The 23,077-nt window shown below is 71.9% G+C and carries 19 protein-coding genes; 13 read left to right on the plus strand and 6 right to left on the minus strand.

What is annotated here, in order from left to right; all coding sequences use genetic code 11:
* Nucleotides 1-24 precede the first annotated feature (24 nt).
* Nucleotides 25-1,440 carry an FAD-binding oxidoreductase gene (locus tag OHA73_RS44470; RefSeq protein ID WP_327658294.1) on the minus strand — a complete coding sequence of 472 codons (1,416 nt, stop codon included), beginning with the start codon at nt 1,438-1,440 and terminating at the stop codon, nt 25-27.
* A gap of 100 nt (nt 1,441-1,540) precedes the next feature.
* Nucleotides 1,541-4,138, minus strand: coding sequence for an ATP-binding protein (locus tag OHA73_RS44475; protein ID WP_327658295.1), 2,598 nt, complete (start codon nt 4,136-4,138; stop codon nt 1,541-1,543).
* Between the two features lie 211 nt (nt 4,139-4,349).
* Here OHA73_RS44475 and OHA73_RS44480 point away from each other — a divergent pair, with 211 nt between their 5' ends.
* From OHA73_RS44480 to OHA73_RS44495, 4 genes are all read left to right on the plus strand, one after another.
* Complete coding sequence (locus OHA73_RS44480) at nt 4,350-4,823, plus strand: MarR family winged helix-turn-helix transcriptional regulator (protein ID WP_266725101.1); 474 nt, start codon at nt 4,350-4,352, stop codon at nt 4,821-4,823.
* Entirely contained in the window at nt 4,820-7,555 is a 2,736-nt protein-coding gene (locus OHA73_RS44485) for an FUSC family protein (RefSeq protein ID WP_327658296.1), read from the plus strand. Before OHA73_RS44480 ends, OHA73_RS44485 begins: the two co-directional genes overlap by 4 nt.
* Before the next feature lie 123 nt (nt 7,556-7,678).
* Complete coding sequence (ctaD, locus tag OHA73_RS44490) at nt 7,679-9,373, plus strand: aa3-type cytochrome oxidase subunit I (protein WP_266725105.1); 1,695 nt, start codon at nt 7,679-7,681, stop codon at nt 9,371-9,373.
* Nucleotides 9,370-9,708, plus strand: a complete 339-nt coding sequence (locus OHA73_RS44495; protein WP_266725107.1) for a hypothetical protein — start codon at nt 9,370-9,372, stop codon at nt 9,706-9,708. Before ctaD ends, OHA73_RS44495 begins: the two co-directional genes overlap by 4 nt.
* A 48-nt stretch (nt 9,709-9,756) precedes the next feature.
* On the opposite strand, the gene OHA73_RS44500 is transcribed toward OHA73_RS44495, so the two are convergent.
* Nucleotides 9,757-10,527, minus strand: a complete 771-nt coding sequence (locus OHA73_RS44500) for an AraC family transcriptional regulator (protein ID WP_327658297.1) — start codon at nt 10,525-10,527, stop codon at nt 9,757-9,759.
* Nucleotides 10,528-10,598: 71 nt separating this feature from the next.
* Between OHA73_RS44500 and OHA73_RS44505 the strand changes: the two genes are divergently transcribed.
* Complete coding sequence (locus OHA73_RS44505) at nt 10,599-11,819, plus strand: MFS transporter (protein WP_327658298.1); 1,221 nt, start codon at nt 10,599-10,601, stop codon at nt 11,817-11,819.
* Here OHA73_RS44505 and OHA73_RS44510 read toward each other — a convergent pair.
* Nucleotides 11,794-12,153, minus strand: a complete 360-nt coding sequence (locus OHA73_RS44510) for a Ser-Thr-rich GPI-anchored membrane family protein (RefSeq protein ID WP_267073197.1) — start codon at nt 12,151-12,153, stop codon at nt 11,794-11,796. The genes OHA73_RS44505 and OHA73_RS44510 overlap by 26 nt on opposite strands.
* Nucleotides 12,154-12,465: 312 nt before the next feature.
* Between OHA73_RS44510 and OHA73_RS44515 the strand changes: the two genes are divergently transcribed.
* Nucleotides 12,466-12,960, plus strand: a complete 495-nt coding sequence (locus OHA73_RS44515) for a DUF5709 domain-containing protein (RefSeq protein ID WP_266725113.1) — start codon at nt 12,466-12,468, stop codon at nt 12,958-12,960.
* A gap of 25 nt (nt 12,961-12,985) precedes the next feature.
* On the opposite strand, the gene OHA73_RS44520 is transcribed toward OHA73_RS44515, so the two are convergent.
* Nucleotides 12,986-13,156, minus strand: a complete 171-nt coding sequence (locus OHA73_RS44520) for a hypothetical protein (RefSeq protein ID WP_266725115.1) — start codon at nt 13,154-13,156, stop codon at nt 12,986-12,988.
* A gap of 143 nt (nt 13,157-13,299) precedes the next feature.
* Here OHA73_RS44520 and OHA73_RS44525 point away from each other — a divergent pair, with 143 nt between their 5' ends.
* The 3 genes from OHA73_RS44525 to OHA73_RS44535 all read left to right on the plus strand — a co-directional run bounded on the left by OHA73_RS44525 (nt 13,300) and on the right by OHA73_RS44535 (nt 16,449).
* On the plus strand, nt 13,300-13,632 hold the full coding sequence (locus OHA73_RS44525) for a YkvA family protein (protein ID WP_266725117.1): 333 nt from the start codon (nt 13,300-13,302) through the stop codon (nt 13,630-13,632).
* An 87-nt stretch (nt 13,633-13,719) separates the two neighbouring features.
* The gene (locus OHA73_RS44530) at nt 13,720-15,231 is read left to right on the plus strand and encodes a pectinesterase family protein (protein WP_267073196.1); all 1,512 of its coding nucleotides are present in this window, start codon (nt 13,720-13,722) and stop codon (nt 15,229-15,231) included.
* A gap of 9 nt (nt 15,232-15,240) precedes the next feature.
* Nucleotides 15,241-16,449: a hypothetical protein gene (locus OHA73_RS44535; protein WP_267073194.1), complete on the plus strand. Its 1,209-nt coding sequence runs from the start codon at nt 15,241-15,243 to the stop codon at nt 16,447-16,449.
* A 42-nt stretch (nt 16,450-16,491) separates the two neighbouring features.
* Here the strand turns inward: OHA73_RS44535 and OHA73_RS44540 are convergent, their stop codons facing one another.
* The gene (locus OHA73_RS44540; RefSeq protein ID WP_266725122.1) at nt 16,492-17,709 is read right to left on the minus strand and encodes an FCD domain-containing protein; all 1,218 of its coding nucleotides are present in this window, start codon (nt 17,707-17,709) and stop codon (nt 16,492-16,494) included.
* A gap of 200 nt (nt 17,710-17,909) precedes the next feature.
* Here OHA73_RS44540 and OHA73_RS44545 point away from each other — a divergent pair, with 200 nt between their 5' ends.
* Genes OHA73_RS44545 through OHA73_RS44560 form a run of 4 tightly spaced genes read left to right on the plus strand, consistent with a single transcriptional unit; the run spans nt 17,910 to nt 23,039 of the window.
* Nucleotides 17,910-19,214, plus strand: coding sequence for an ABC transporter substrate-binding protein (locus tag OHA73_RS44545; protein WP_327658299.1), 1,305 nt, complete (start codon nt 17,910-17,912; stop codon nt 19,212-19,214).
* A 41-nt stretch (nt 19,215-19,255) separates the two neighbouring features.
* Nucleotides 19,256-20,185, plus strand: a complete 930-nt coding sequence (locus OHA73_RS44550) for a carbohydrate ABC transporter permease (protein WP_266725126.1) — start codon at nt 19,256-19,258, stop codon at nt 20,183-20,185.
* Nucleotides 20,182-21,093 carry a carbohydrate ABC transporter permease gene (locus tag OHA73_RS44555; RefSeq protein ID WP_267073192.1) on the plus strand — a complete coding sequence of 304 codons (912 nt, stop codon included), beginning with the start codon at nt 20,182-20,184 and terminating at the stop codon, nt 21,091-21,093. Before OHA73_RS44550 ends, OHA73_RS44555 begins: the two co-directional genes overlap by 4 nt.
* Before the next feature lie 2 nt (nt 21,094-21,095).
* Nucleotides 21,096-23,039, plus strand: coding sequence for a hypothetical protein (locus tag OHA73_RS44560; RefSeq protein ID WP_267073191.1), 1,944 nt, complete (start codon nt 21,096-21,098; stop codon nt 23,037-23,039).
* Nucleotides 23,040-23,077: the final 38 nt, after the last annotated feature.

A 23,077-nucleotide genomic window follows, 5' to 3' on the forward strand; every position in this document is an offset into this window, starting at 1 on the left:
GCGGGGTCCGGCCTGATCCAGACCTTAGGGTCGGACGTTGTCCTGCGCGGCCGGGTCCGGCTGGATGTTCTGGTTGCCCCGGAACACGTTGTCCGGGTCGAGGGCCGCCTTGACGCGGGCCAGTCGGGCGTAGTTGCCGCGGTAGCTCGCCCGCACCCGCTCCTGCCCCTCGTCCATCATCATGTTCACGTAGGCGCCGCCCGCCGAGTACGGGTGGAGGGCCTCGAAGTAGTCGACCGTCCAGCGACGCAGCAGATCCGCGTTGGCCGGGTCCGGGTCGACGCCCGCGAACACGCTCGCCCAGCGCGCGTCCCGGTAGCTGAACGCGGTGTCGGACGGTCCGACGTCGTGCGCGGCACCGTCGATCGGATACAGGTGCATCGTCGACTGCATGGACGGCGTGTCGGGCCCGAACTTCGCGTGCAGCTCCACGGCCTCGTCGGGGATCTCGCGGACGAAGTCGGCGCGCCAGTACCACTGGTCGCCCGGCGGGTACAGGCCGTCGAACATCGACTGCATCGTGGGGTGCGGCATCGGCGCGACCGCGTGCAGCAGCGGCGCGGGCAGTTCGCCGAGGAGCGGTGCCATGGCGCGGTCGGCCGCCTCCGGGTCCCCGGACGTGTGACACCACACGACCCCGCACACCTTCCGCATGTGCAGCTCCTCGGGGAACGGCGGCGCCGGCGGCACCGACCCGAACAGGAAGAAGCCGTTGACGTCGCGGGGTGCGGAGGGCAGGAACTCCCGGTAGGCAGCGAGGACTTCGGCGCTCTGCTCGGCCGGCCAGAACGTCGGCCCTGCCACCACCGTGCCCACCTCGTGCAGTCGGAACGTGAAGGACGTGACGACGCCGAAGTTGCCGCCGCCGCCCCGGATCGCCCAGAACAGGTCCGTGTTGGTGTCGGCGTCCGCGCGCACCGGAGTGCCGTCGGCGAGGACGACCTCCGCCGCCACGATGTTGTCGACGGTCAGTCCGTAGCCCCGGGTGAGGTGGCCGAGGCCGCCGCCGAGCGTGAGGCCGCCTACGCCGGTGGTGGAGATGATGCCGCTGGGCGTGGCCAGGCCGTGCTCGTGCGTCACCGTGTCGACCTGGCCCCAGGTGGCGCCGCCGCCGACCGTCACGGTGCGGGCGGCCGCGTCGACCTCGACGGAGTTGATGGGCGCCAGGTCGGCGACCACGCCGGCCTCGCAGGTGCCGAGTCCGGCGCCGTGGTGGCCGCCGCCGCGCACCGCGAGCGGAAGTTCGTGGCGGCGGGCGAAGGCGATCACCTTCGCCACATCGGCCGCGCTTGCGCAGCGCGCGACGAGCGCGGGACGTCGTTCGATCATCGCGTTGTAGACGGCGCGGGCCTCCTCGTACCCGGAGTCCTCGGGTCCGGTCAACGTCCCCCGGAATCCGGTCAGTTCGCGGCGCGCGGCCTGTGCGGGTGTGCTGGTCATGCGATCCCCCGTGTCGAGTGGGTGTCGTCCGCTCCGTTCTACGGGCGTTGCGCTCGGTCGGGCATGCGTGGACGACACCCACCTCGGGCCGGGTGGGTACCTACATTTCGCCGGCCGCCGTGAGCCCGATCTCCACAGCCCGCTGGGCGGCCCGGCGCCGGGTGGGCGCGTCGAGCTTCTCCAGGATCGCGCGGACATGGTTGTCGACCGTGCGGACCGAGAGGACGAGGCGCCCGGCGATCTCCGCGTTGGTCAGTCCCGCCATCAGGAGCCGCACCACCTGGAGTTGACGGTCGGTCAGGCCCGCCGGATTGCCGCGCGCCGCCGCGTACGGGCCGCGGGGGACACGGCGTACACCGAGTTCGCGGAGCTCGGCGCGGACCAGACGGGCGAGCGGCGCCGCGCCCAGCGCGTCCAGAGTGGCGAGCGTGCTCACCTTGACGGCCGGGTCGGGGCTCTGGGCGAGCGCGGCCGCCTCCTCGTACGGGCAGCCCGCCGTGTGCCACAGCTCGGCGGCCTTGTCCCACTGGCCCGCGGCCTGGAGCGCGTACGGATGGCTCGCCCCGTCGGCCGGTGCGGGCCTGCCCGCCCGCGCCAGCCAGTAGCCGAGCTCGTAGCGTTGCGGTGCGGCCAGCCGACTGGCCCGCTCGTGCACCCACTCGGCGGCGGCGAGCACGCCCGCCCGGTCGCCGCGCAGCCACGCGGCCTCCGCGCGGGCCGCCGCGACCGGGCCGAGGCGCTGCAGCTCGTCGGTGCCGACCGCGATCCGCCAGGCCTGGTCGAGCAGTTCACCGCCCCCGGGCTCGCCGCGCCGCACGCGGACGCGGGCGAGGACCGTGAGGGCGGGGCAGCGGGCGGGCGGGAAGACGTCCGCGCCGAGCCGCGCGTACCGCTCGGTCTCCGCCCAGTCGCCTGCGGCGAACTTCCGTAGTGCCAGCTCGACATGAAGGTAGGTCAGGAAACCGAGGTGCTCGGCCCGGTCGGCGAGATCGATGGCGGGGGAGAGGAGTCGGTCCGCCTCGGTGAAGCGCAGCTCGTCGAGCAGCGACCAGACGATGTTGGCGTAGGCACGGCACGCGTGCTCCACCTCGCCCGAATCGAGCGCCACCGCGAGGCTCTCCTCCAACTGCCGCTGCCCCAGCGGATCCCCGTCCCGCCAGCGCGCCGAGCCGACGTTGTTCAGCGCGTGCGCGAGAATCGCCGGGTCGCCCGCCCTGCGCGCCAGCGTGATGGCCCGCTCCCCGTACTCCACGGCCTGGGCGTACGCGTCCGACAGCATCCGCAACTGCGCCGTATTGCTGAGGGCCAGCGCCAACAACCGGTCGTCACCGGCCGGTTCGAGCACCGCAAGGGCCTCCCGTGCGGCCGTCTCCGCCGCCGTCGCGTCGCCCGCCCACCAGTGGATCCGCGACAGCCAGCGCAGATCCGCGCCGAGCGCCCGCGGCTCACCGAGCTCGCGACGCAGCTCCACCGCCTCCCGCTGCGCGGCGACGGCGGCGACCGAATCGCCGATGGTGTAGCTCTCGACCGCGTACTGCTCCAGCAGCCCTGCCAGCTCGGCGGGCCCGTAGCGCCCGCGCTGCCGCAGGACGAGGCGCAGATGCGCGGCGGCCTCCCGGTGCGCGCCCGCCCGCGCCGCGTCACGGGCGGCCCGGGGCCCATACCGCGCGACCGCGTCGAGGTCGCCTGCCGCCGCCGCGTGGTGCACGATCCGGGAGCGGTCGGCGTCCGGCGCGGCCACCAGCGCGGCCAGCACCGCGCGGTCGAGCGCGATGTGCCGGGCCGCGGGCAGCGAGTCGGCCACCGCGCGGCGGATGATCTCGTGCCGGAACGACACCCGGTCGGGCGCCACCACGAGCAGCCCGCCCTGCTCGGCCGCCGCGAGGGCGCCGTCGCCCTCCGGGACCAGCGCGTCGACCATGGCGCGGTCCACGGCCGACGGCACCACGGCCAGCTGCTCGAGCGCGTCCCGTGTGCGGTCGTCCAGTCTGCGGAGCCGGGCCAGGACCGCGTCCACCACCGTCGGCGGCACCACGCCGGTGCCGCCCGCCGCCACGACTTCGGCGACGAAGAACGGATTGCCCGACGTCACCGCGTACACCTGCGCCGCATCGAGCCCCGCCGCCGCACACAGGCTGCCGACGGCCCGGCGCGAGAGCGGAGCGAGGGGCAGGCGGTGCACGCGGGCCGCGCCCGACACCTGGCCGAGCAACTGACGCAGCGGGTGTCCGCGCCCCAGCTCGTCGTCCCGGTAGGTGAGCACGAGCACGGCGGGCAGCCGTTCGATGCGGCGCACCAGATACCGCAGCGCGTCCAGCGAGGCCTCGTCCGCCCAGTGCACGTCCTCCACGACGAGCACCGCGGGATGCGGGGCGCCGGCCAGCTCGGCGTGCAGCGCCTCGTAGATCCGGTGCCGGTCACCGGCGTCGCGCACGGCGCGGGCCAGATCGGCGCCCACGCTGCCGACGAGGTCGCGCAGCGGGCCGAGCGGGCGGCCGGTGGCCAGGTCGTCGCAGTGGCCCACGAGGAGGCGGGCGGTGGGTGGCAGCACGGTGGGCAGGGCCCGGACCAGGGACGATTTTCCGATGCCGGCCTCGCCGAGGACGAGTGTGATCGAACCGGCGCCGTTCGCGGCGTGCCTTGCGGCGTCGGCCAGTCGCCCCAGTTCGAGATCCCGCTCGAGGATCCCCCCGTCCATAGGGGGATCCTCGCACCGGGTGGGCTCCGGCGGGAGCGGGTGGCGGGGCGGATACGTCTATCGCCGGATGCGGTGCGTGCGGTCACGCGGGGTTGCGGTCGCGGGGCTCTGCCCCGGGCCCCGCGGGCTCTCGTCGGAAGAGCGGGGCTTGATTTGCCCACCCAGCCCCCGCCCATCGGTCCCGTGTAAGCCCCATGTATATTCTTTCTATATGCATCTATCCCCGGAGTCCCTCGACGCCACCGAGGCCCAGCGCATCGAAGGCGCCGCCCGAGGGCTTCTGCGGGGGATCGCCCAGCTCGGTCAGTCCCTCTTCAGGGAGGGCGAGTTCGGGCTCACGCGGAGCCAGGTTGCGCTGCTCGACGCGCTGGAGGGCGGGCCGTGCCGGGTGACCGGGCTCGCCGCCCGTACCGGCATGGCGCAGCCGCGCGTCACCGTGCTCCTCCAGAAGCTGGGGGAGGCCGGGCTCGTCGAGCGGCGGCGCTGCGAGGACGACCGGCGCGCCGTCGAGACCTCGCTGACGCCGGCGGGACGCGCCCTGCTCGAAACGGGGCGGCAGCGGATGGCCGCCGCCCTGCTGACCGCACTCGAGGGCGGCGCCGTCGACGAACCGGAGCGCGCGGTGTCCACCGCGCGGGATGCCCTGAACACCCTGTTGAACGCCATGGAAGCGGAGGCCAGTTGACCACCCCGGGCACCCTGCCGGACCAGCACACAGCCGCGAGCGACGCCCCACCAGGGGCCGACCTCGCACCCCACCGCGTGGCAGGGCCCCGCAGATGGTGGGACTGGGTCCTCGCGGCCGACCCCGGACTCGGTCAGCTGCAGACCGGCTGGCGCACCCTCGTCGCCATGGTGACCGCGCTCACCGTCGGCTACGCGATGGCCGAGGCGCTCGGTATCCCCGACATGATCGGCATGATGGTCGCCGGGATGATGGGCCTGATGAGCGCCTTCGCGGTCGCCGAGAACACCTGGGACCGCCTCGCCCGCGCCATCCTGTGGATGCCGTTCCCGTACACCGCCGCGCTGTGGCTGTGCGCGACCATGAACGGCGAGCGCGTACCGCAGATGGTGCTGATGATCGCGGCCCTCGCCGTGACCTTCCTGCTCGCCAGGTTCGGTGCGATTCCGCTGGTCACCGGCATGATGCTGTTCAACGGCATGATGGTCGGCATGCTCGCGGGCATCCCCGTCGCGCTCGTCGGCAAGGCGTTCGCGGTCGCGCTGGTGTCCGCCGCCGCCGTCCTCGTGACGCGCCTGGTGCTGTGTTACCCGATGCCCCGCGAGGACCTGCTGCGCACCCAGCGCGCCTTCGTGGTCGAGGCGCGTCGCGTCGCCGACGCCGCCGTGGACGCCGTCGACCCCGACGCCGACCAGGAGCGGGCCGTGCGCCGCATGGACCGTTCCCTGCGCCGCCTGAACATCACCACCGTGACGATCGACGGCCGCCTCGCCCAGCCCGAGGTCGCCGCCGACCCGGCCGCCGCCGAACTCCTGCACCGGCATCTCTTCGACGCCGAGCTCGCGCTGCGCGGCATCGGCCAGGCCGTCCAGGAGCTGACCCGGCTGCCCGTCCCCGAGCAGCTGCGCGAGGCTCTCGCCGTGGGCCTCGTGCTCGCCCGCGACACCCCGATACGCGAGGCCGAGGGCCTCCAGCCGGCCGCCGCCCACATCCAGGAGCGCGCCGAGGCGGTCCTGGCCGATCCTGCCGCCTCCGCCGAGGACGTGGAGGCCGCGGTGCTCGCGCGCCGTGTCGGCCATCTCCTCGACTCCCTCGCCCGCGCCCTGCACAACTGGCTCACGCTCGGCGCGAGCGCCGTCGCGGGCAAGGCCGAGGTGCCGTTCAAGCCGACCGTCGCCCTGGAGAACAACCGGCTGCCCGGCTCCGCGGGCCCCACCCGCCGCGTGCTCGCCGGGACCACCGAGTCCGGCTGGCGCCGCGCCATCCCGTACATCCGGGTCCCCGCGCACGCCGCCGTGGCCGCCGCGATCGTCGTCCCGATCTCCGACGCCATCGACCCCGGCCGCTTCTACTGGGGCCTGGTCGGCGTGATGATCACGCTGTTCGGCACCAACACCACCCATGAGCGGCTGCGGAAGTTCGGCCACCGCATGGTCGGCACCGTCATCGGCGCCGTCCTCGGCATCCTCCTCGTCCACCTCGTCGGCCGTGACCACGTCTACTGGACGCTCGCGATCATCGTCGCCGGACTCACCTTCGGCGCCTGGGGCATGGCCCGCGCCTACGCCTGCTGGGTCGTCGGCCTCGTCGTCGCCCTGTGCCAGCTGTACGCGATGACCACGCCCGAGAGCGGCATGGACCACCTGCTGGGCGAGCGGCTCCTGGACAACGGCATCGGCGTCCTCGTCGCCACCGCCTGCGCCGCGCTGATCTTCCCGCTGGCCCGCCGCACCGTCGTCCAGGAGGCCGAGCGCGGCTACGTCGACGTACTCGCCCAGGTCGTCGCGCAGGTCGAGCAGCGCTGGACGCAGCCCGACACCCCGGTGCGGCTGCGCGGCGCCGCCCGCGCCGTGGACGCCGCGCTGCTCCAGGTGCAGTCCGTCGCCAAGCCGCTCGTGCGCATGCCGGTCGGCGTCAGCGGCCCGGCGGCCGAGCACCGCGTCGCCCTGCTGACCTCGGCCACCGGCCACGCCCGCGCCCTGGCCTCGGCCGCCGACATAGACGTGGACCTGCCGCCGCGGCTCGTCGAGCGTGCCCGCCTCGTCACCGCCACGGTCACCGCGTCCCTCAAGGAACTCGACCGGTTCTTCGCGACCGGCGAGCCCGAGGGCACGTACCGCAGGGTCAGCCCGCTCCTTCGGGAGCTGCGCTCCGAGCTGGCCCCGGCCAGGTCCGGACAGCGCGCCCTGCGCCTGCACACCGCGCTGCGCGAACTCGACGCCCTGGACGAGACGTTGGCCGCGTACGCCGAGCAGTCGGGCCTGCCCGTCGCCACCGGTAACGGCACCGCACAGCGGCCCGCGTCGCCGATGCAGCGCCGCACCCGCGCGGTGATGGCGGCCTGGGGCGAACCGCGTCCGGTGCCGCAGCCGCAGCCGCAGCCGCAGCCGCAGGCGCAGCCCCGGCCGGTGCCCACGCCCAAGCCGGTCCCGGAGGCACAGGCTCCGCAGCAGCGTAGTGAAGCGGCCCCGGTGAGCCGGGCCCGCGTCACCGGCCGGGTGGAGTGCGTCGAGCACCCCGCGGGCTGCCCCGCCTGGATCACCGTGATCAGCGCCCGCGGCAAGCGGCTCGCCAAGGCCGCGGTGAACCAGGGGAGTTACACGGTGGAGGGGCTGCCCGCGGGCACCCACACCCTCGTGATCTCCGCGTCGCAGCACACACCGCGTGCCGAACTGGTCAGCGTGGAGGACACGTTGGGCGTCGTACAGCACGACATCCGACTGTCGCACTGACGGCCCGCTGCTGCATTCGAGGGAACCGGGGACGCGCGGTCGCGCGTGTCCCCGCTTCCCGCCCCGACGTCCGTTAGTCGTGGTCGTGTCCTGTCTGACAACGGCCAAGGAAGCGACTACCTGATGACGTCCCTGGAGAGCGCCGCGAGCGCCGAGGCACCGGATTCGGAGGCCGCCCACGCGCGGCAGCCCGGTGCCGTGGTGATCAAGTGGCTCACCACCACTGACCACAAGACGATCGGCTCGCTGTATCTGATCACGTCGTTCGTGTTCTTCTGCGTCGGTGGCATCATGGCGCTCTTCATGCGCGCCGAACTGGCCCGCCCCGGCCTGCAGATCCTGTCGAACGAACAGTTCAACCAGGCCTTCACGATGCACGGCCTGATCATGCTGCTGATGTTCGCGACGCCGCTGTTCTCCGGCTTCGCGAACTGGATCATGCCCCTGCAGATCGGTGCCCCCGACGTCGCGTTCCCGCGGCTGAACATGTTCGCCTACTGGCTGTACCTGTTCGGCTCGCTGATGGCGGCCGCGGCGCTGCTCACCCCGCAGGGCGCCCCCGACTTCGGCTGGTTCATGTACGCGCCGCTGTCGGACGCGATCCACACCACGAGCATCGGTGCCGACATGGGCATCATGGGGCTCGCCTTCTCGGGCTTCGGCACCATTCTCGGCTCGGTCAACTTCATCACCACCATCATCTGCATGCGGATGCCCGGCATGACGATGTTCCGCATGCCGATCTTCACGTGGAACGTGCTGCTGACCGGTGTGCTGGTCCTGCTGGCCTTCCCGGTGCTGGCCGCCGCGCTGTTCGCCCTGGAGGCGGACCGCAAGTTCGGTGCCCATGTGTTCGACGCGGCCAATGGTGGCGCGCTGCTGTGGCAGCACCTCTTCTGGTTCTTCGGCCACCCGGAGGTGTACATCATCGCCCTGCCGTTCTTCGGCATCGTCTCCGAAGTGATCCCGGTCTTCTCGCGCAAGCCGATCTTCGGCTACTCGGGCCTTGTCGGCGCCACGATCGCGATCGCCGGTCTCTCCGTGACGGTGTGGGCGCACCACATGTACGTCACCGGTGGTGTGCTGCTGCCGTTCTTCTCCTTCATGACGTTCCTGATCGCCGTGCCAACGGGCGTGAAGTTCTTCAACTGGATCGGAACGATGTGGAAGGGCTCGCTGTCCTTCGAGACACCGATGCTGTGGTCGGTCGGCTTCCTCGTGACCTTCCTGTTCGGCGGTCTGACCGGTGTCATCCTGGCCGCGCCGCCGCTGGACTTCCACATCTCGGACTCGTACTTCGTGGTGGCGCACTTCCACTACGTGGTCTTCGGCACTGTGGTCTTCGCGATGTTCGCGGGCTTCCATTTCTGGTGGCCGAAGATGACCGGCAAGATGCTCGACGAGCGCCTCGGCAAGATCACCTTCTGGACGCTGTTCGTCGGCTTCCACGGCACGTTCCTGGTGCAGCACTGGCTGGGTGTCGAGGGCATGCCGCGCCGGTACGCGGACTATCTGGCGTCGGACGGCTTCACCGCTCTGAACACGATCTCGTCGATCTCGGCGTTCCTGCTGGGCCTGTCGATGCTGCCGTTCTTCTACAACGTCTGGAAGACCGCCAAGTACGGCAAGAAGATCGAGGTCGACGACCCGTGGGGCTACGGCCGTTCGCTGGAGTGGGCGACGTCCTGCCCGCCGCCGCGGCACAACTTCACCACCCTGCCCCGCGTCCGCTCCGAGTCCCCGGCCTTCGATCTGCACCACCCCGGCGTCGCCGCCCTCGACCACGCCGAGAACCGGCACGAGGACGCGTCCGCATGAGCAGCACCGAGCACGACGTGAACGCGGGAATCCAGCAGATGGAGGGCTATCTGCTGTGGAACTCGAAGGTCACCGAGGCCCATGCGCAGGCCGAGGCGTTCACCGACCGGCTCGAATGGCTCACCGGAGCACAGCGCGAGGAGGTGCGGCGCGTCTTCGTCGAGGAGCGCCTCGTCTTCCACAGGGCCGCGCTCGGCCAGATCGTGGCGCGGGCCGCGGAGCTGCGCACCGAGTACGAGAGGCGGTACGAGCGCCTGAAGGCGCGCTGCGTCGGCCTCTGTGGCGGCGTCCTCGTCGGCCTGATGGGCCTGGCCTCGCTGGTCGCCCTCAAGTGACGTACGCGCGCGTGCTCTGTCGCCTTCAAGTGACGTACGCACACGTGCTCAGGTGAAGTACGCGGTCGGCGGCGTGCCCAGCGCCCGGCGGAACATCGCCGTGAACGCGCTGGGCGTCGCGTAGCCGACCGCGCCGGAGATCGTGGTGACGGGCACGCCCCTGGCGAGCAGCGTCACCGCGTGGATGAGCCTGGCCTGCTGGACCCAGCGGGCCAGGCTCATTCCCGTCGCGGCCGCGAACCGGCGCTGCAGACTGCGCGCGCTGAGATGCGCGTGCGCGGCCGCCTGCCCTGTCGTCCAGCGTTCGTCCGGCCGCTCCCGGATCGCCGCGCACAAAGCGTCGAGGTGCGGGTCGTTCGGCGTCGGCAGGTGCAGCGCGGGCACCGGGTGCGGAGCGAGCTCGTGCAGCAGCAGGTTCATCAGGACGCCGTCGCGGCCCTCGTGGTCGTACTCCACCGGGATCCGGGTCGCCTCGTCGATCAGCTCGCGGAGCAGCGGGGAGACCGAGACGACGGTGGGCGCGGCGGGCAGGCTCACGGCTGTGTCGGTGGCGATGTACAGGGTGCGCATGGCCACGGCCCCCGCGCAGGTCATCGCGTGGGTGAGACCGCCCGGGATCCAGGCGCCGCGGGTGGCGGGGACGACCCAGGTGCCGTGACCGGTGGTGACGGTGATGGCGCCCGTGGTGCCGTAGATCAGCTGCGCGCGGCGGTGGTGGTGCGGCGGGATGTGATGCCCGTCGACCAGGTCACGGGCCATCGCGGCCAGGGGCCGCGGCACGTCCTGGTAGTCGTCCCGATTCTCGCTCTTGCCGTACATGGCGCACTCTCGACAGATATTGGCCCGACCACGAAAGTGTGCCATCCATCGGCGCCCTAACGTCGCGGTATGTGAACGCCGCACCTCCCAGAACCCAAGCCCTGACGGTCCTCCTCGCGGTCACCTGCGCCGTGACCGCCGCGAACGTCTACCTGTGCCAGCCGATCCTCGGCTCGGTCGCCGCCTCCCTCGGCACGTCCCCCGACGCGCTGGGCGCGGTGCCGACCGCCACCCAGCTCGGCTACGCGCTCGGCATCCTGCTGGTCGTCCCGGCCGGCGACAGCCACGACAGGCGCCGGATCATCCTCGCCCTCGGCACGGCCTCCTCCGTCGCCCTCGCCGCCTGCGCCCTCGCACCCTCGGTGACCTTCCTTGCCGTGGCCGGCTTCGTCGTCGGGCTGTGCTCGCCGGTGCCGCAGCTGATCACCCCGCTCGCCGTCGCCCTGGCCGACGAAAGCGGGGCCGGGCCGGGCCGCGGGCGCACCGTCGGAGCGGTGCAGGGTGGCCTGCTCGTCGGAGTGCTCGCCTCGCGCGCGTACGCGGGCGCCCTCGCCGAGATCGCCGGATGGCGCACCGTGTACGTCGCGTCCTGCCTGCTCACGCTGGCGCTCATGGGCGTACTCGCCCGCCGGCTGCCCAGGTCGCAGGGGCGCGCCACCGCCTCGTACAAGACGGCACTGGCCTCGCTGCCCGGCCTCGCCCGGCAGCCGCTCGTGGCGCGGGTCGTGGTGTCCGGGGCGCTGGTCGGCATCGCGTTCGGCGCGTTCTGGACCACCCTGACGTTCCTGGTCACGGACACCTACGGGCTCGGGTCGACCGCCGCCGGGATGTTCGGCCTGGTCGCCGCCGTGAGCGCGCTCGCCTCGCCGTACGCGGGCCGGAGCGCGGAACGGCTCGGCAGACGCGGGGCGATCGCCCTGCTGACCGCGCTCGTGCTGGTCGGCTGGCTGGTCATGCTGCCGGCCGGGGGCGGCTCGCTCGTGGCGCTCGTCGTGGGCGTGATCGTGCTCGACGTCGGCGTGTGGGGCGGTCAGGCCGTCTGCCAGACCGTCCTGTTCACCCTCGACCCGGCCGTGCACAGCCGCCTCAACACCGTGTACTTCACGCTGCGCTTCCTGGGGATCGCGCTGGGCTCGCTGGTCGGCACCGTGGCGTGGGGCGCGGGCGGCTGGCCGGGCGTCGTGGTCACCGGCATGGTCGCGGCCGCCGCCGGGCTCGTCGTCGGGGTGCTGCCGCTGCCGGCGCGGGCGAGGGCGCCGCAGGAGGTCAGCCCACCGAGAACGAGGGGCTGAGGCCGCGCTCGCCGCCGTCGCGGCTGACGAGCTCGATCGCGTAGCCGTTGCCGTTCGGCACGTTCGGCAGGACGGTGGACGTCTCACTGCGTGGCGCCGCGGTCAGCCGCGACGCGAGCTGCACGACGCGGTGGGCGTCGCCCCGGACGAGCCACATGTCCAGCTTCTGGCCGGTGGGGTTGTTCCAGGTGACGAACATGCTGGCGCCCGAGCTGTGCACGGAGCCCGCGGCGGGCTCCGTGACGGTCAGGGCCTGGGCCTGGGCCGGCTCGGCCATGGGCGCGAAGGCCAGGAGCGGGGCGGCGGCGAAAGAGAGGAATCCGGTGCGGCGCATGCGACGACCTCGTTCCGTCGTATCGAAGGGACAGATTGCGAACAGATGCGGATGGTGAACGTGAGTCGACTGAGAGTTACGGAAGTGGACAGAGGGTTCCTTCCCGCAATCGCGGCCGGACTCAAGCATTCGGCCGCAGGCCCCACCCCACGAGGGACGGTTCTGTCCCCGAACCGGTGGTGTCGGCGCGACGGATCGGGGCCCCCGGGTGCATCCTCGCGCACGCGCGCGAGGGCCCCCGAAGCGGCCGGGCGGCGCGTACTGGTGCACGCTGGATATGTGACACGGAGCATGGAGACGAGGTGACGCGGCATGACCGAGCGCAGCGACTCGGCCATGGGCGACGAGGTGTATCAGCCCTCGGGCCCTGACGTGCGGGACGACGAGGGCATCCTCGAGATCGAGGACACCCTGAACGACCGTGGCGTCGATCCGTACGACGAGGGATGGTCGCCGCCCGAGCGCCCGCTGGCCGTCGAGCACAGCGGCAACACGGCGGCAGAGCGGCAGGCGGGCGAGACGCTCGACGAGCGCCTCGCGGAGGAGCGGCCCGACCCCGTCATCGACGCGTACGAGGCGCTGGAGTCCGGCGAGGAGGACGGCGACGACGTGGGCGATCTGCGTGACGGCGACGGCGAACCACTGGACTCAGAGGTGGGCACCGAGCGCGCCGGCCGCCTGATCGCACCGGACGAGGGCGCCCATGAGGACGCCGAGAAGGACATGTTGGCCCAGGACGCCGGCTACGGCGGGGGCGCGGCATCGGCGGAGGAGGCCGCCATGCACGTGGTCGACGACGAGACCTGAGATCCGTACGGGGCAGGGCCCCGGGTCAGTGACCGAGGGCCGTCGCCGTCAGCATCAGCGCGGCGGCGGCGAACGCCGTCACGAGTGCCAGGATGGGCGGGCCGAGGGCGACATCACCCGTCACCATCCGCCGCGCCGTGATGCCTATGCAGACCACGCCGATCCCACCAAGGATCATGGCCACGAAGATCAGCACTGTCGGCCCCTCCTCCTCACGACCCCCGCTTGTGTGTTCGGCTCACATCCTCGCCCGGCGAGCCGTGCGTCGCACGTGGGGGAGTGCCCGCCCCACACCGTCTAGCCTGGGACGTCTCGCCCGCACGCCCCAGGGGGACCGGCATGGACAGCACGACGTGGATCGTTCTCGGCACGCTCGCGGCACTCGCGATGCTGGTGGTTGTCGTGGTGCTCCTGGTCCGGGTGTTCAAAGCGCGCAAACTGCTCGTCGACGCCGGCATCCCGCTGCACAACAAGGCGCTGTTCTGGGCCGCGGTCGCCTACACGATCTCTCCGGTCGACCTGATGCCCGACCCGATCTACCTCGACGACATCGGCGTCCTGCTGCTCGCCCTGAAGATGCTGCACGCCGCCGCGCACCGCTCGGGCCTGCGCGGCGACGGGCCCGACCTGTCCGGACCGGTCTCCAACCAGGGCCGCACAAAGGAAAGTTGACCGCCGCAGCAGGGCTTCTCAGGCGGTGGCCCATGTGCTTCCATCTCTGGCATGCCACAGGCATGCCAGAGATGAGGGGCAGGTTCCATGCGATCGATGTTCCGTCAGCTCGTGTCCACGATCCGCCCGCAACTGCGGGCGGGACCCCTGATAGCCGTCCTCCTGATACCTCTCGGCGTGGCGTCGCCGGCGACCGCCGCCTCGGTCGAATCCGGGCGCGCCGTGTCCCTCGCGCCCACCGGTACGGACGCCGGGGTGTGCGCCGACACCTCGCTGCGTCTCGCCTTCGACTCGACCGTCCACCTCGGCAAGGAGGGCCGGCTGACCGTGCACCGGGCGGACGGCAGCGCCGCGGACGTCATCGACCTCGCCGACCCGGCGACCGACCAGCGGACCGTCGGCGACGCCCGGTCCGCGTACGGTGAACCGCACCGCTGGACGTACGAGCCCGTGGTCGTGGACGGGCGCGGGGCCACCGTCGTGCCGCACCACCCGCTCGATCCGGGCCAGGAGTACTACGTCACCGTCGACGCGGGCTTCTTCGTCGGGTTCGCGGGGATCACCTCACCCGACGCCTGGCGCTTCAGGACCGCGCGCGGGCCCCGCCCCGGTACGACGAAGCTGAGCGTCGACGCGCGTGGCGGCGGCGACTTCTGCACCGTGCAGGGCGCCGTCGACTTCGTGCCGCACGGCAACACCCGCAAGGTCACCGTCGATGTCGCACCCGGCACGTACCGGGAGATCGTGTACGTCGGCGAGGACCGGCGGCACCTGCGCGTGCGTGGCGCGGGAGCGGGCCGCACCGTCATCGGCTACCCCAACAACAACCTGCTCAACGGGGACAGCGCGATGGGCGACGTGCCGCCCGAGCAGAGCTACTGCCCGCGCCGTGTGCTGCCGGAGCCCGACCGGTTCAACTGCTGGCGCGCCGCGTTCGGCGTCGACGCCGACGACTTCCGCCTCAGCGACGCCACCGTGCACAACATGACGCCCGAGGGCGGGTCGCAGGCCGAGGCGTTCCGCGGCAACGGCGACCGGATCGTCCTCGACCACGTCCGTGTCGTCAGCTTCCAGGACAGCCTGCGCCTGCAGGGCCGCGCGTTCGTCACCGACAGCTATGTCGAGGGCGACGTGGACTTCGTATGGGGCACCGGCGGCGTCTTCGTCCAGAACTCCGAGCTGAAGGCGCTCGACATCGGGTACATCAGCCAGATCCGCAACGCCGCCGACGGGCCGGGCAACGTCTTCGTCAACACCCGCCTCACGCGGGCGGATTCGGTGGCCGACGGCAGTGTGCTGCTGAGCCGGATCGACAGCCGCTTCCCGGCCAGCCAGGCCGTCTTCATCGACACGGCCATGGACCGGCACATCGCGCCCGTCGGCTGGGGGCTTACCGGCTTCGACTGCGGCAGTGCGCAGGGGCTCAGGTTCTGGGAGTACGGCAGCAAGGACCTCACCGGGGCGCCCGTCGACACCAGTGCGCGCCTCGCCTGCTCACGGCAGCTCACCGCCGCCGAGGCCCGCGAGTGGCGCGACCCGGCCCGGCTCCTCGACGGCTGGGACCCGCGCACCGACTCCACACGTACTGACGGGAAGTGAGGCAGCGTCATGACAGAGACCACGCGAAGAGGTCTGCTCGCGGCGGTGGGTGCCACGGGTGCCGGTGTGCTGGTCGGGGCCGCGGCCCCCGCCGTGTCCGCCCAGGAGACGGCCGCGGCGGGGGTGGCGCGGTCACGGCCGGTGGCCCCGGTCGACCGGGAGATCGCGCGGGCCCACAGCATCGACTACAAGGCGCTGCCCGAGCAGGTCGTGGGCGTCGATGTGGAAGAGCTGATGACCGTGCACGGCGAGGACGACGTCGCGCCGCTTCGGCAGCGTCTGGTCGCCGAGGTGTGGAAGTCCGCGGACGGGAAGCTGCCCGACGCGCTGCCGAAGGTCCAACAGGGCGTCGCCGCGCCGGAGTTGCCCGCCTTCACGGGGTTGCGTCGTATCGATCGGCTCACCGCGGAGCTGCCCTACGGGCTGCTCACCCACATGTATCTGCTGCTGCCGCGCAGGGCCGCCGCGCACGGCCGGTTCGCCCTCTATCACAACGGACACGGCGAGCCGCTCGACACGATGCAGCGCACCGCCCAGGCGCTCATCGACGCCGGATACGGCGTGCTGCTGTGCGCCATGCCGCTGTACCACTGGAACCCCAAGGAGATGCGCAGCGCCACCGACCCCGACACCGTCGTCACCGTAGGGAACCACAACGAGTTCGAGCCGTGGGAGACGCCCGAGTTCTCCACCCTGCGGCTGTTCCTCGAACCGCTCGCCCTGGGGGTCAACCACCTGCGCCACACCTACGACCCGCCGTCCCTGCAGATGATCGGGCTCTCCGGCGGCGGCTGGGCGACCACCGTGTACCCGGCGCTCGACCCCCGCGTCACCCGTAGTTACCCGACTGCCGGATCCCTGCCGTTCTTCCTGCGCTCCGCCCCGCCCAAGCCGAGCCCCACCACCGGCGACTGGGAGCAGCGGCTCGACCGGCACCCGGCGTTCTACGGCATCTGCGACTGGCCGGACCTGTACGCGCTCGCCGCGGTCGGCCGGAACCGGCGGCAGCTGCAGATCCTCAACCGGTTCGACGCCTGCTGCTTCAACGGCGTCGGTCACCGCAGCTACGAGCCCGTCGTCCGCCAGCGCGTCCAGGTCATCGGCAACGGGCACTGGGAACTGCTCGAGGACGCCACGCACGAGGAGCACACCATCAGCCCCTACGCGCTCGACGTGATCCGGTGGGACCTCGACACCAACTGCGCCGGACAGCCGTGACAGCCTCGGGGCCGGGACCACGTGTTCCGGTCCCGCCGCCTGTCACGGCACGGGGTGCTCACGCCGATACCGTGACGCCTCACCCGCCGCATGCGCCGCGAACAGGTCCGCCGTCGCCGCCGGCTCGCCGTCCCGCAGCGCCTCCAGCAACTCGACGTGCAGTTCGGCCATCGCCCGCCAGTCGCCGCCGTAGCGCGGGTTGCTGACCACGTGCAGGCCCCACATGTTCGGCTCGATGATGCGCCACAGGCGCAGCAGGATGCCGTTCCCGCACGCGGCGCAGACCGTGCGGTGGAAGGCCATGTCGGCGTCCCGGAAGTCCCCGATGCTGCCGTCGTCGGCGGCGCACCGCATCGCCTCCACGCTCTGCTCCAGCCGGTGCGCGAACTCCTGGGTGAGCCGCCCCGCGGTGCGCCGTGCCGCGTACATCTCCAGGAGCACCCGGATCTCGCGCACGTCGCGGGCCTGCTCGTCGGAGACCTCGGTGACATAAGTCCCGCGATGTGGCTGGGAGTTGACCAGGCCCTCGTGCGCCAGGCGCTTGACCGCCTCACGGGCGGGGGCCTGGCTGGTGCCCACTCTGCGGGCGATGTCGGACTCCACGATCCGCTGCCCCGGCGCGAGTTCACCGCTCACGATGAGGTCGCGCAGCAACGCGTAGACATGGTCCGAGAGCAGCCGTCGGGGGAGCGTCGTTTGGCGGGGCGCCACGGGGGCGACCGGAGCCGGGACGGCCGCGGATCCGGAACCCTCGGCGCGCGCCGAGGCCGTTCCCGTCGCGGGTGCGCCATCCTTCGCCGGCGCCACAAGGAGTTCGGCGTCGGCCCGCCCCTCCTGGCCCGGAATGCGCGAACGCAACGCTGACTGTTCCTGCCAGATCCGCGCCACCGTCGACTGCGAGAGCCCCAGTTGCTCCGCCAGGACACGGGTCGAGGGAACCGGTTCGCCGCGCGCCTCCCGCTCGATCGCCGCGCCCACCAGACGTTCCGCGTCGGCCCGCACCGAGCTGCGCGGACGGCCCGAGCGCGGCGCGTCCGCCAGGCCGTCGAGCCCCCGCTCCGCGTACCGCCGCGCCCACTTGGTGACTGTCACCGCGCTCACCCCGAGATCCTGGGCGACCTCCTGCACGGAGAGGCCGTCGGCGCGTGCGAGGACGATGCGACTGCGCAGCCGCAACGTTCTCGACGGGTCCCGGGTCCACGTGCTGAGCACGGTGCGATCCGTCTCGCTCGGGGGCGTGAACTCCTGCTGCTCCCTCATGCGCTGCTCTCCTCGCAGAACGCGGACTTCTGACTCGTTCGGGCGTCGGCGCCCCGTGAGGCATCGTCAACTTTTGGGTGTGCGCACCGTCTTGACGCTGTTTCGCAAGGCACTTATGAAGTAATCGTTGCTCGATTATTGACCCAATAAACCATGCTGGTCCAGTGCGCTCCGGCGCCCCGAGCCGACCTGGAGAACCCATGCGGAACCGGCGAACGGCAACAAGTGCAAGAACCGGCACCCTGGCCCGGACGGGCCTGGCGGCGGCGCTGCTCCTGACGGTGGGCGCCTGCGGCGGCGGTGGCTTCTCGGGCGGCGGTGACGACGGCAAGGGCGGCGAGGGTGACGGCGACCGCACCGTCCGCGTCCTGGTCAACATCACCCCGAACCTGACCAAGAAGTTCTGGAACGACCTCGTCGCACCATTCGAGAAGGCCCATCCCGGCGTCGACGTCAAGATCGAGGCGCCGACCGGCAAGGGCGTCGCGGACACCCTGCAGCAGCAACTCGCCGCGGGAGACGCCCCGGACGTGGTGGAGACGCTGCTTCCGGACAAGACCCTCGCTCCCCAGATGCTCGACCTCACCGACGAGGCGTGGACCAAGAACACCCCGCTGGTGAAGGAGGCGTCCCTCGACGGCCGGGTCCACGCCGTCGGCGTCGGTGAACAGGCCCAGTCGCTCGTCTTCTACAACAAGGACGCCTTCACCAAGGCCGGAATCCGTGAACTCCCCGAGAATCTCGACGAGTTCACGGCCGCCATGGGCAAGCTGAAGAAGGCCGGATACCTGCCGCTGCAGACCTCCGGCGACTTCGCCACCGGCCTCCAGCTGCTCCAGTTCACCGACCCGGCGCTCGCCGGACGCCACCCCGACTGGTACGGGAAGGTCAACTCCGGCGATCTGACGGTCGGTTCGTCGATGCGCCCGTACCTGAAGCTCTACAAGTCGTGGATCGACCGCGGCTACATCGACAAGAACGCCCTGGGCGTCAAGTACGCGAACGGCGAGACCAACTTCCTCACCGGCAAGTCCGCCATGTACGTGATGGGCAGCTGGTTCACCGCCACCGAGGCCGCCGCGAAGAAGGACTTCGAGGTCGGTGTGTTCGCCGCGCCCGTCGAGAAGGGCCAGAGCTACCCGGGCCCGCAAGGCGCCACCCTCGCCGCCCCGTACATGATCCTCAAGAACACCGGGAGCAAGGAACTCGCCCGCGACCTCGTCGAGTTCCTCGTCACCGACAAGAAGGCGGTCACCGCCCAGCTGAAGCAGGACGGCAACTTCCGCTCCGGCGCCGAGCGGGCGCTGAGCCCGCTCGAACAGGACGTGCAGAACATCCTCGACGACGCGCCCGACAAGGTCGCGCAGGGCGAGGGATACGGCGACGACACCCTGCCCAAGGGCTTCAACACCGCCTGGAACACCGAGGTGCAGGGCCTGTACGCCGGCCGCTCGCCCGAGGACGTGGCCAAGGCCGTCGACCGCTGGGTCAAGGACCACTCCTGACCCCGGACACCCGGCCCGACCACCGTCACCGAAGGGATGCCATGCACACCGTCACCGAAGCCGGCCGGCCTCCGCGCCGCGGGCGGCGCACCGCCCGAGACCGCCGGGCGGGCCTGGCCACCGCCGTCATGGTGCTGCCCGCGACCGTGCTGTACACGGCGCTGCTCGCGGTCCCGGTGGGCCTGGCCGCCTACCTCAGCCTTACCGACTGGGACGGCTTCAGCGCGAGCCCCGCGTTCGTCGGCGGCGCCAACTACGCGGCGCTCGCGGACGATCCGGACCTGGGCCGGGCCGCCTGGGTCACCCTGCTCCTGGGCGGACTCGGCACCGTCGGCCTGAACGTCCTCGGCCTCGGCTTCGCACTCCTGCTGAACGGGAAGTCGCGCGTCAACACCTTCTTCCGCATGGTGCTGTTCTACCCGCACGTGCTGTCCGCCCTGGTCGTCGGCTTCCTCTGGAGCGCGATCCTCGGCACGACCGGCGCCGTCAACGGCCTGATCACCTCGCGCGGCGGCGACGTGCTGCCGTTCCTCGCCGACCCGCAGTGGGCGCTCGCCGTCCTCGTGTGCGTCGTCGTGTGGGCGGCGTTCGGCGTGAACGTGGTGCTGTACCTGGCCGGGCTGCAGGCGGTGCCGCGGTCGCTGACCGAGGCTGCCCGGATCGACGGGGCGAGCAGGTGGCAGATCCTGCGCCATGTCACGCTTCCGGCGCTCGGCCCGTCGATCACGATCAACATCGTGCTGTCCCTGGTGACCCTCCTGAAGACGTACGACCTGGTGGTCTCGCTCACCGGCGGCGGCCCGGCAGGGCAGACGCAGACACTCGCCTACCTCATTCTCTGGAACTCCTTCCACGACGGCCGCCTCGGCCTCGGCTCCGCCCAGTCCGTGGTGCTCATGGTGGTGACGGCCGCACTCGCCCTGGCCGTGGCCCAGTTGCGCCGCCGCGGGGAAAGCGCGGTGTACTCATGAGCCTCGACAGCCTCCCCAAGCGGCCCGCGACCGCCCCGCCGAAGCCGCCCGCCCCCGCGAAGGCGGACACACCCCGTCGGCGAGGCCCCGGCCGCACCGCACGCCTGACGTTCCTGACGGTCGTCGCGCTGTTCATGCTCGTGCCGCTGTACGTCCTCGTCGTCAACGCCTTCAAGGCGCAGCCGCAGATCCTCTCCGACCCCTTCGGCCTCCCGACCGACGGCACTCTGAAGCCCCTCCAAAAGGCCCTGCGCGGCGAGGAGTTCGACCTCGTAAGGGGCTACGCCGTCACCATCCTCTTCGTCGTCTGCGTGAACGTCCTGTCCATCGCGCTCGCCGGGCCGGTCGCCTACGTCATCGCCCGCAGCGCGCGCCGCCGCTACCGCGCCTTGATGCTGTTCTTCCTCGCCGGGACCTTCATCCCGAGCCAGGTCCTCGTCATCCCGGTCGTCTACGTCCTCAAGACGCTCGGCCTGATGGGCACGGTGCGCGGCTTCGTCCTCTTCGAGACCGTGCTCACCCTGCCGTTCTCCGTCTTCCTCTACGCCGGGTACATCACGACGATTCCGCGCGAGGTCGACGAGGCGGCGGCCCTCGACGGCTGCGGCCCGATCCGCACGTTCTGGCGGATCGTGTTCCCGCTGATGCGGCCCGTCGTCGCCACCATGGTCATTCTCAACACCTTCTCGGTGTGGAACGACTTCGTGAACCCGCAGATCATCCTCGGCCCCGGCAGCGGCCTCTACACGGTGACGACCGGCGTGTACGCGGCCGTCAGCCAGTACCAGACCGACTACACGGTCGTCTTCCCCACGCTGCTGCTCGCCGTGGCCCCACTGATCGTCTTCTTCGTCTTCATGCAACGCCACATCATCAGCGGCCTGACGGCCGGCGCGACGAGAGGCTGACCGTGACCGATCCCGACAGACCGCCCACCGTGCTGACCGCCACCGTCCCCGTCGGCACCCCGCCCGCCTGGGCGATCCTGCAGCGTCGCCTGTTCGACGTCCTCGACGACGCCTGGCGCGCCTTCGCCGCCCGCTACTGCGCACCCGACGGCAGCCTGCGCTACGCCGGTCCCGTCGCCGACCGCGACGGCGGCGACGACTTCTACGAGGCGTTCTTCAACTGGCCCGTCCTCTACCGACTCGGCGGCTCCGACGAGCTGCTCGACGCCGCGAAGCACCACTGGCGGGGCGTCACCGCCCAGCTCGCCGAACTCGGCCTGGTCGTCGACGAGTTCGAGCGCGGCTACGACTGGTTCCACCTCGGCGAGTCCATGCTGCTGTTCTACGGGATCTGCGCCGCCGACCCGGCCGACCCGGAATTCCGCGCCCGCGCCCACAAGTTCGCCGACCTGTACCTGCCCGGCTCCCCGGCCGGGAACTACGACCCCGCCGCCCGCATCATCCGCGCCCCGCACAACGGCGGTGCGGGCCCCCGCCCCGGACTGCAGAAGGAATGGGCCACGTACGGGGCGGACCTCACGGTCATGCGGCCCTTCGGCCTCCCGCTGCGCGACCTCGACGCCATCAGCGCCTGGGACGACCTCGCCGACCCGGACAACGCCCGGCGGATGGGCGAGGCCATGAACGCCCGGATCGGTCACGGCGACACCGCCGTCGACCTCGCCGCCACCAGCCTCGCCGTCAACGCCTGGCTGTACGACCACGACGACCGCTACCGCGACTGGGCCCTCGACTACCTCGGCGCTTGGCACGAACGGGCCGCGGCGCGCGGCGGCGTGCTCCCCGACAACGTCGGCCCGAGCGGGACCGTCGGTGAACTGCACGGCGGGCGCTGGTACGGCGGCCTGTACGGCTGGAGCTGGCCGCACGGCCTGTACAGCGTCGGCAACGCCGCCGCGGTCGCCTCCCTCAACGCCGCGCTGCTCGGCGGCGCCGACGAGCTGCTCGACCTCGGCCGCGCCCCGCTCGACGAGGTCCTCGCCCACGCCGTCGAGGCACCCGTCACCGGCACCGACATGAGCATCAGCGACCGCTGGCACGCCGAACTCGGCGAGGACGCCGACCGGCCCACCCTCCTCGTGCCCAACCGGTACGCGGACGACGGCTGGTTCGACCACCAGCCACCCCAACTCGCCCTGCCGCTGTGGCTCTGGCACGCCTCCGGCGCCGACGCCGACCGCGATCGCCTCGCCCGTATCCGCAAGGCCTCCGGCTACGACTGGCGCACCGTGCGCGCCTTCCGCAACAAGGAGGAGGGCGGTCACGAGGCGCCCTGGCTCGCCTACCTCGCCGGCGACAACCCCGACTACCCGGCCGAGATCCTGCGCGTCGCCCTCGGGCAGGCCGCCCGCCGCATGGAACTCATCGCCACCGACCCCACGGACCCTGCCGACCTCCACATCCACCACTGGCAGCGGGTCAACCCCGTCCTGACCGAGGCGCTCCTCCAGCTCACCACCGGCACGCCCCAAGTCCTCTACAACGGCGGCCTGTTGCCCACCCGGATCGCCTACTGGGACGAGCGGCGGGGCCGCCCCGGACTGCCGCCCGACGTCGCCGCCCTGGTCGACACCGTCACCCTCGACCGAGTGCGCCTGGAGCTCGTCCACACCGGACACACCCACCCGCGCACCGTCGTCGTACAGGCCGGAGCCTTCGGCGAGGACCGCATCGACACGGTACGCACCGAGACCGCCGAACCCGGACACCCGGGCGACCCCCGCTCCTACACCGCGCCCGACGTCACCACCCGCACCGCCGAACTCCCGGTCGACGCGGGCCACGTGACCGTCGAGCTGCCACCCGGCCGCCGCATCCGCCTCGACCTCCGCCTCACACCGCGCCACCGGCGGCCCGCACACCAGGCCGCCGTCCCCACCCGCTGACCCCCGCTTCCGCCCCACCCCCCTCAAAAGGAGACTTC

The organism is Streptomyces sp. NBC_00483, from assembly GCF_036013745.1.
Lineage (GTDB): Bacteria > Actinomycetota > Actinomycetes > Streptomycetales > Streptomycetaceae > Streptomyces.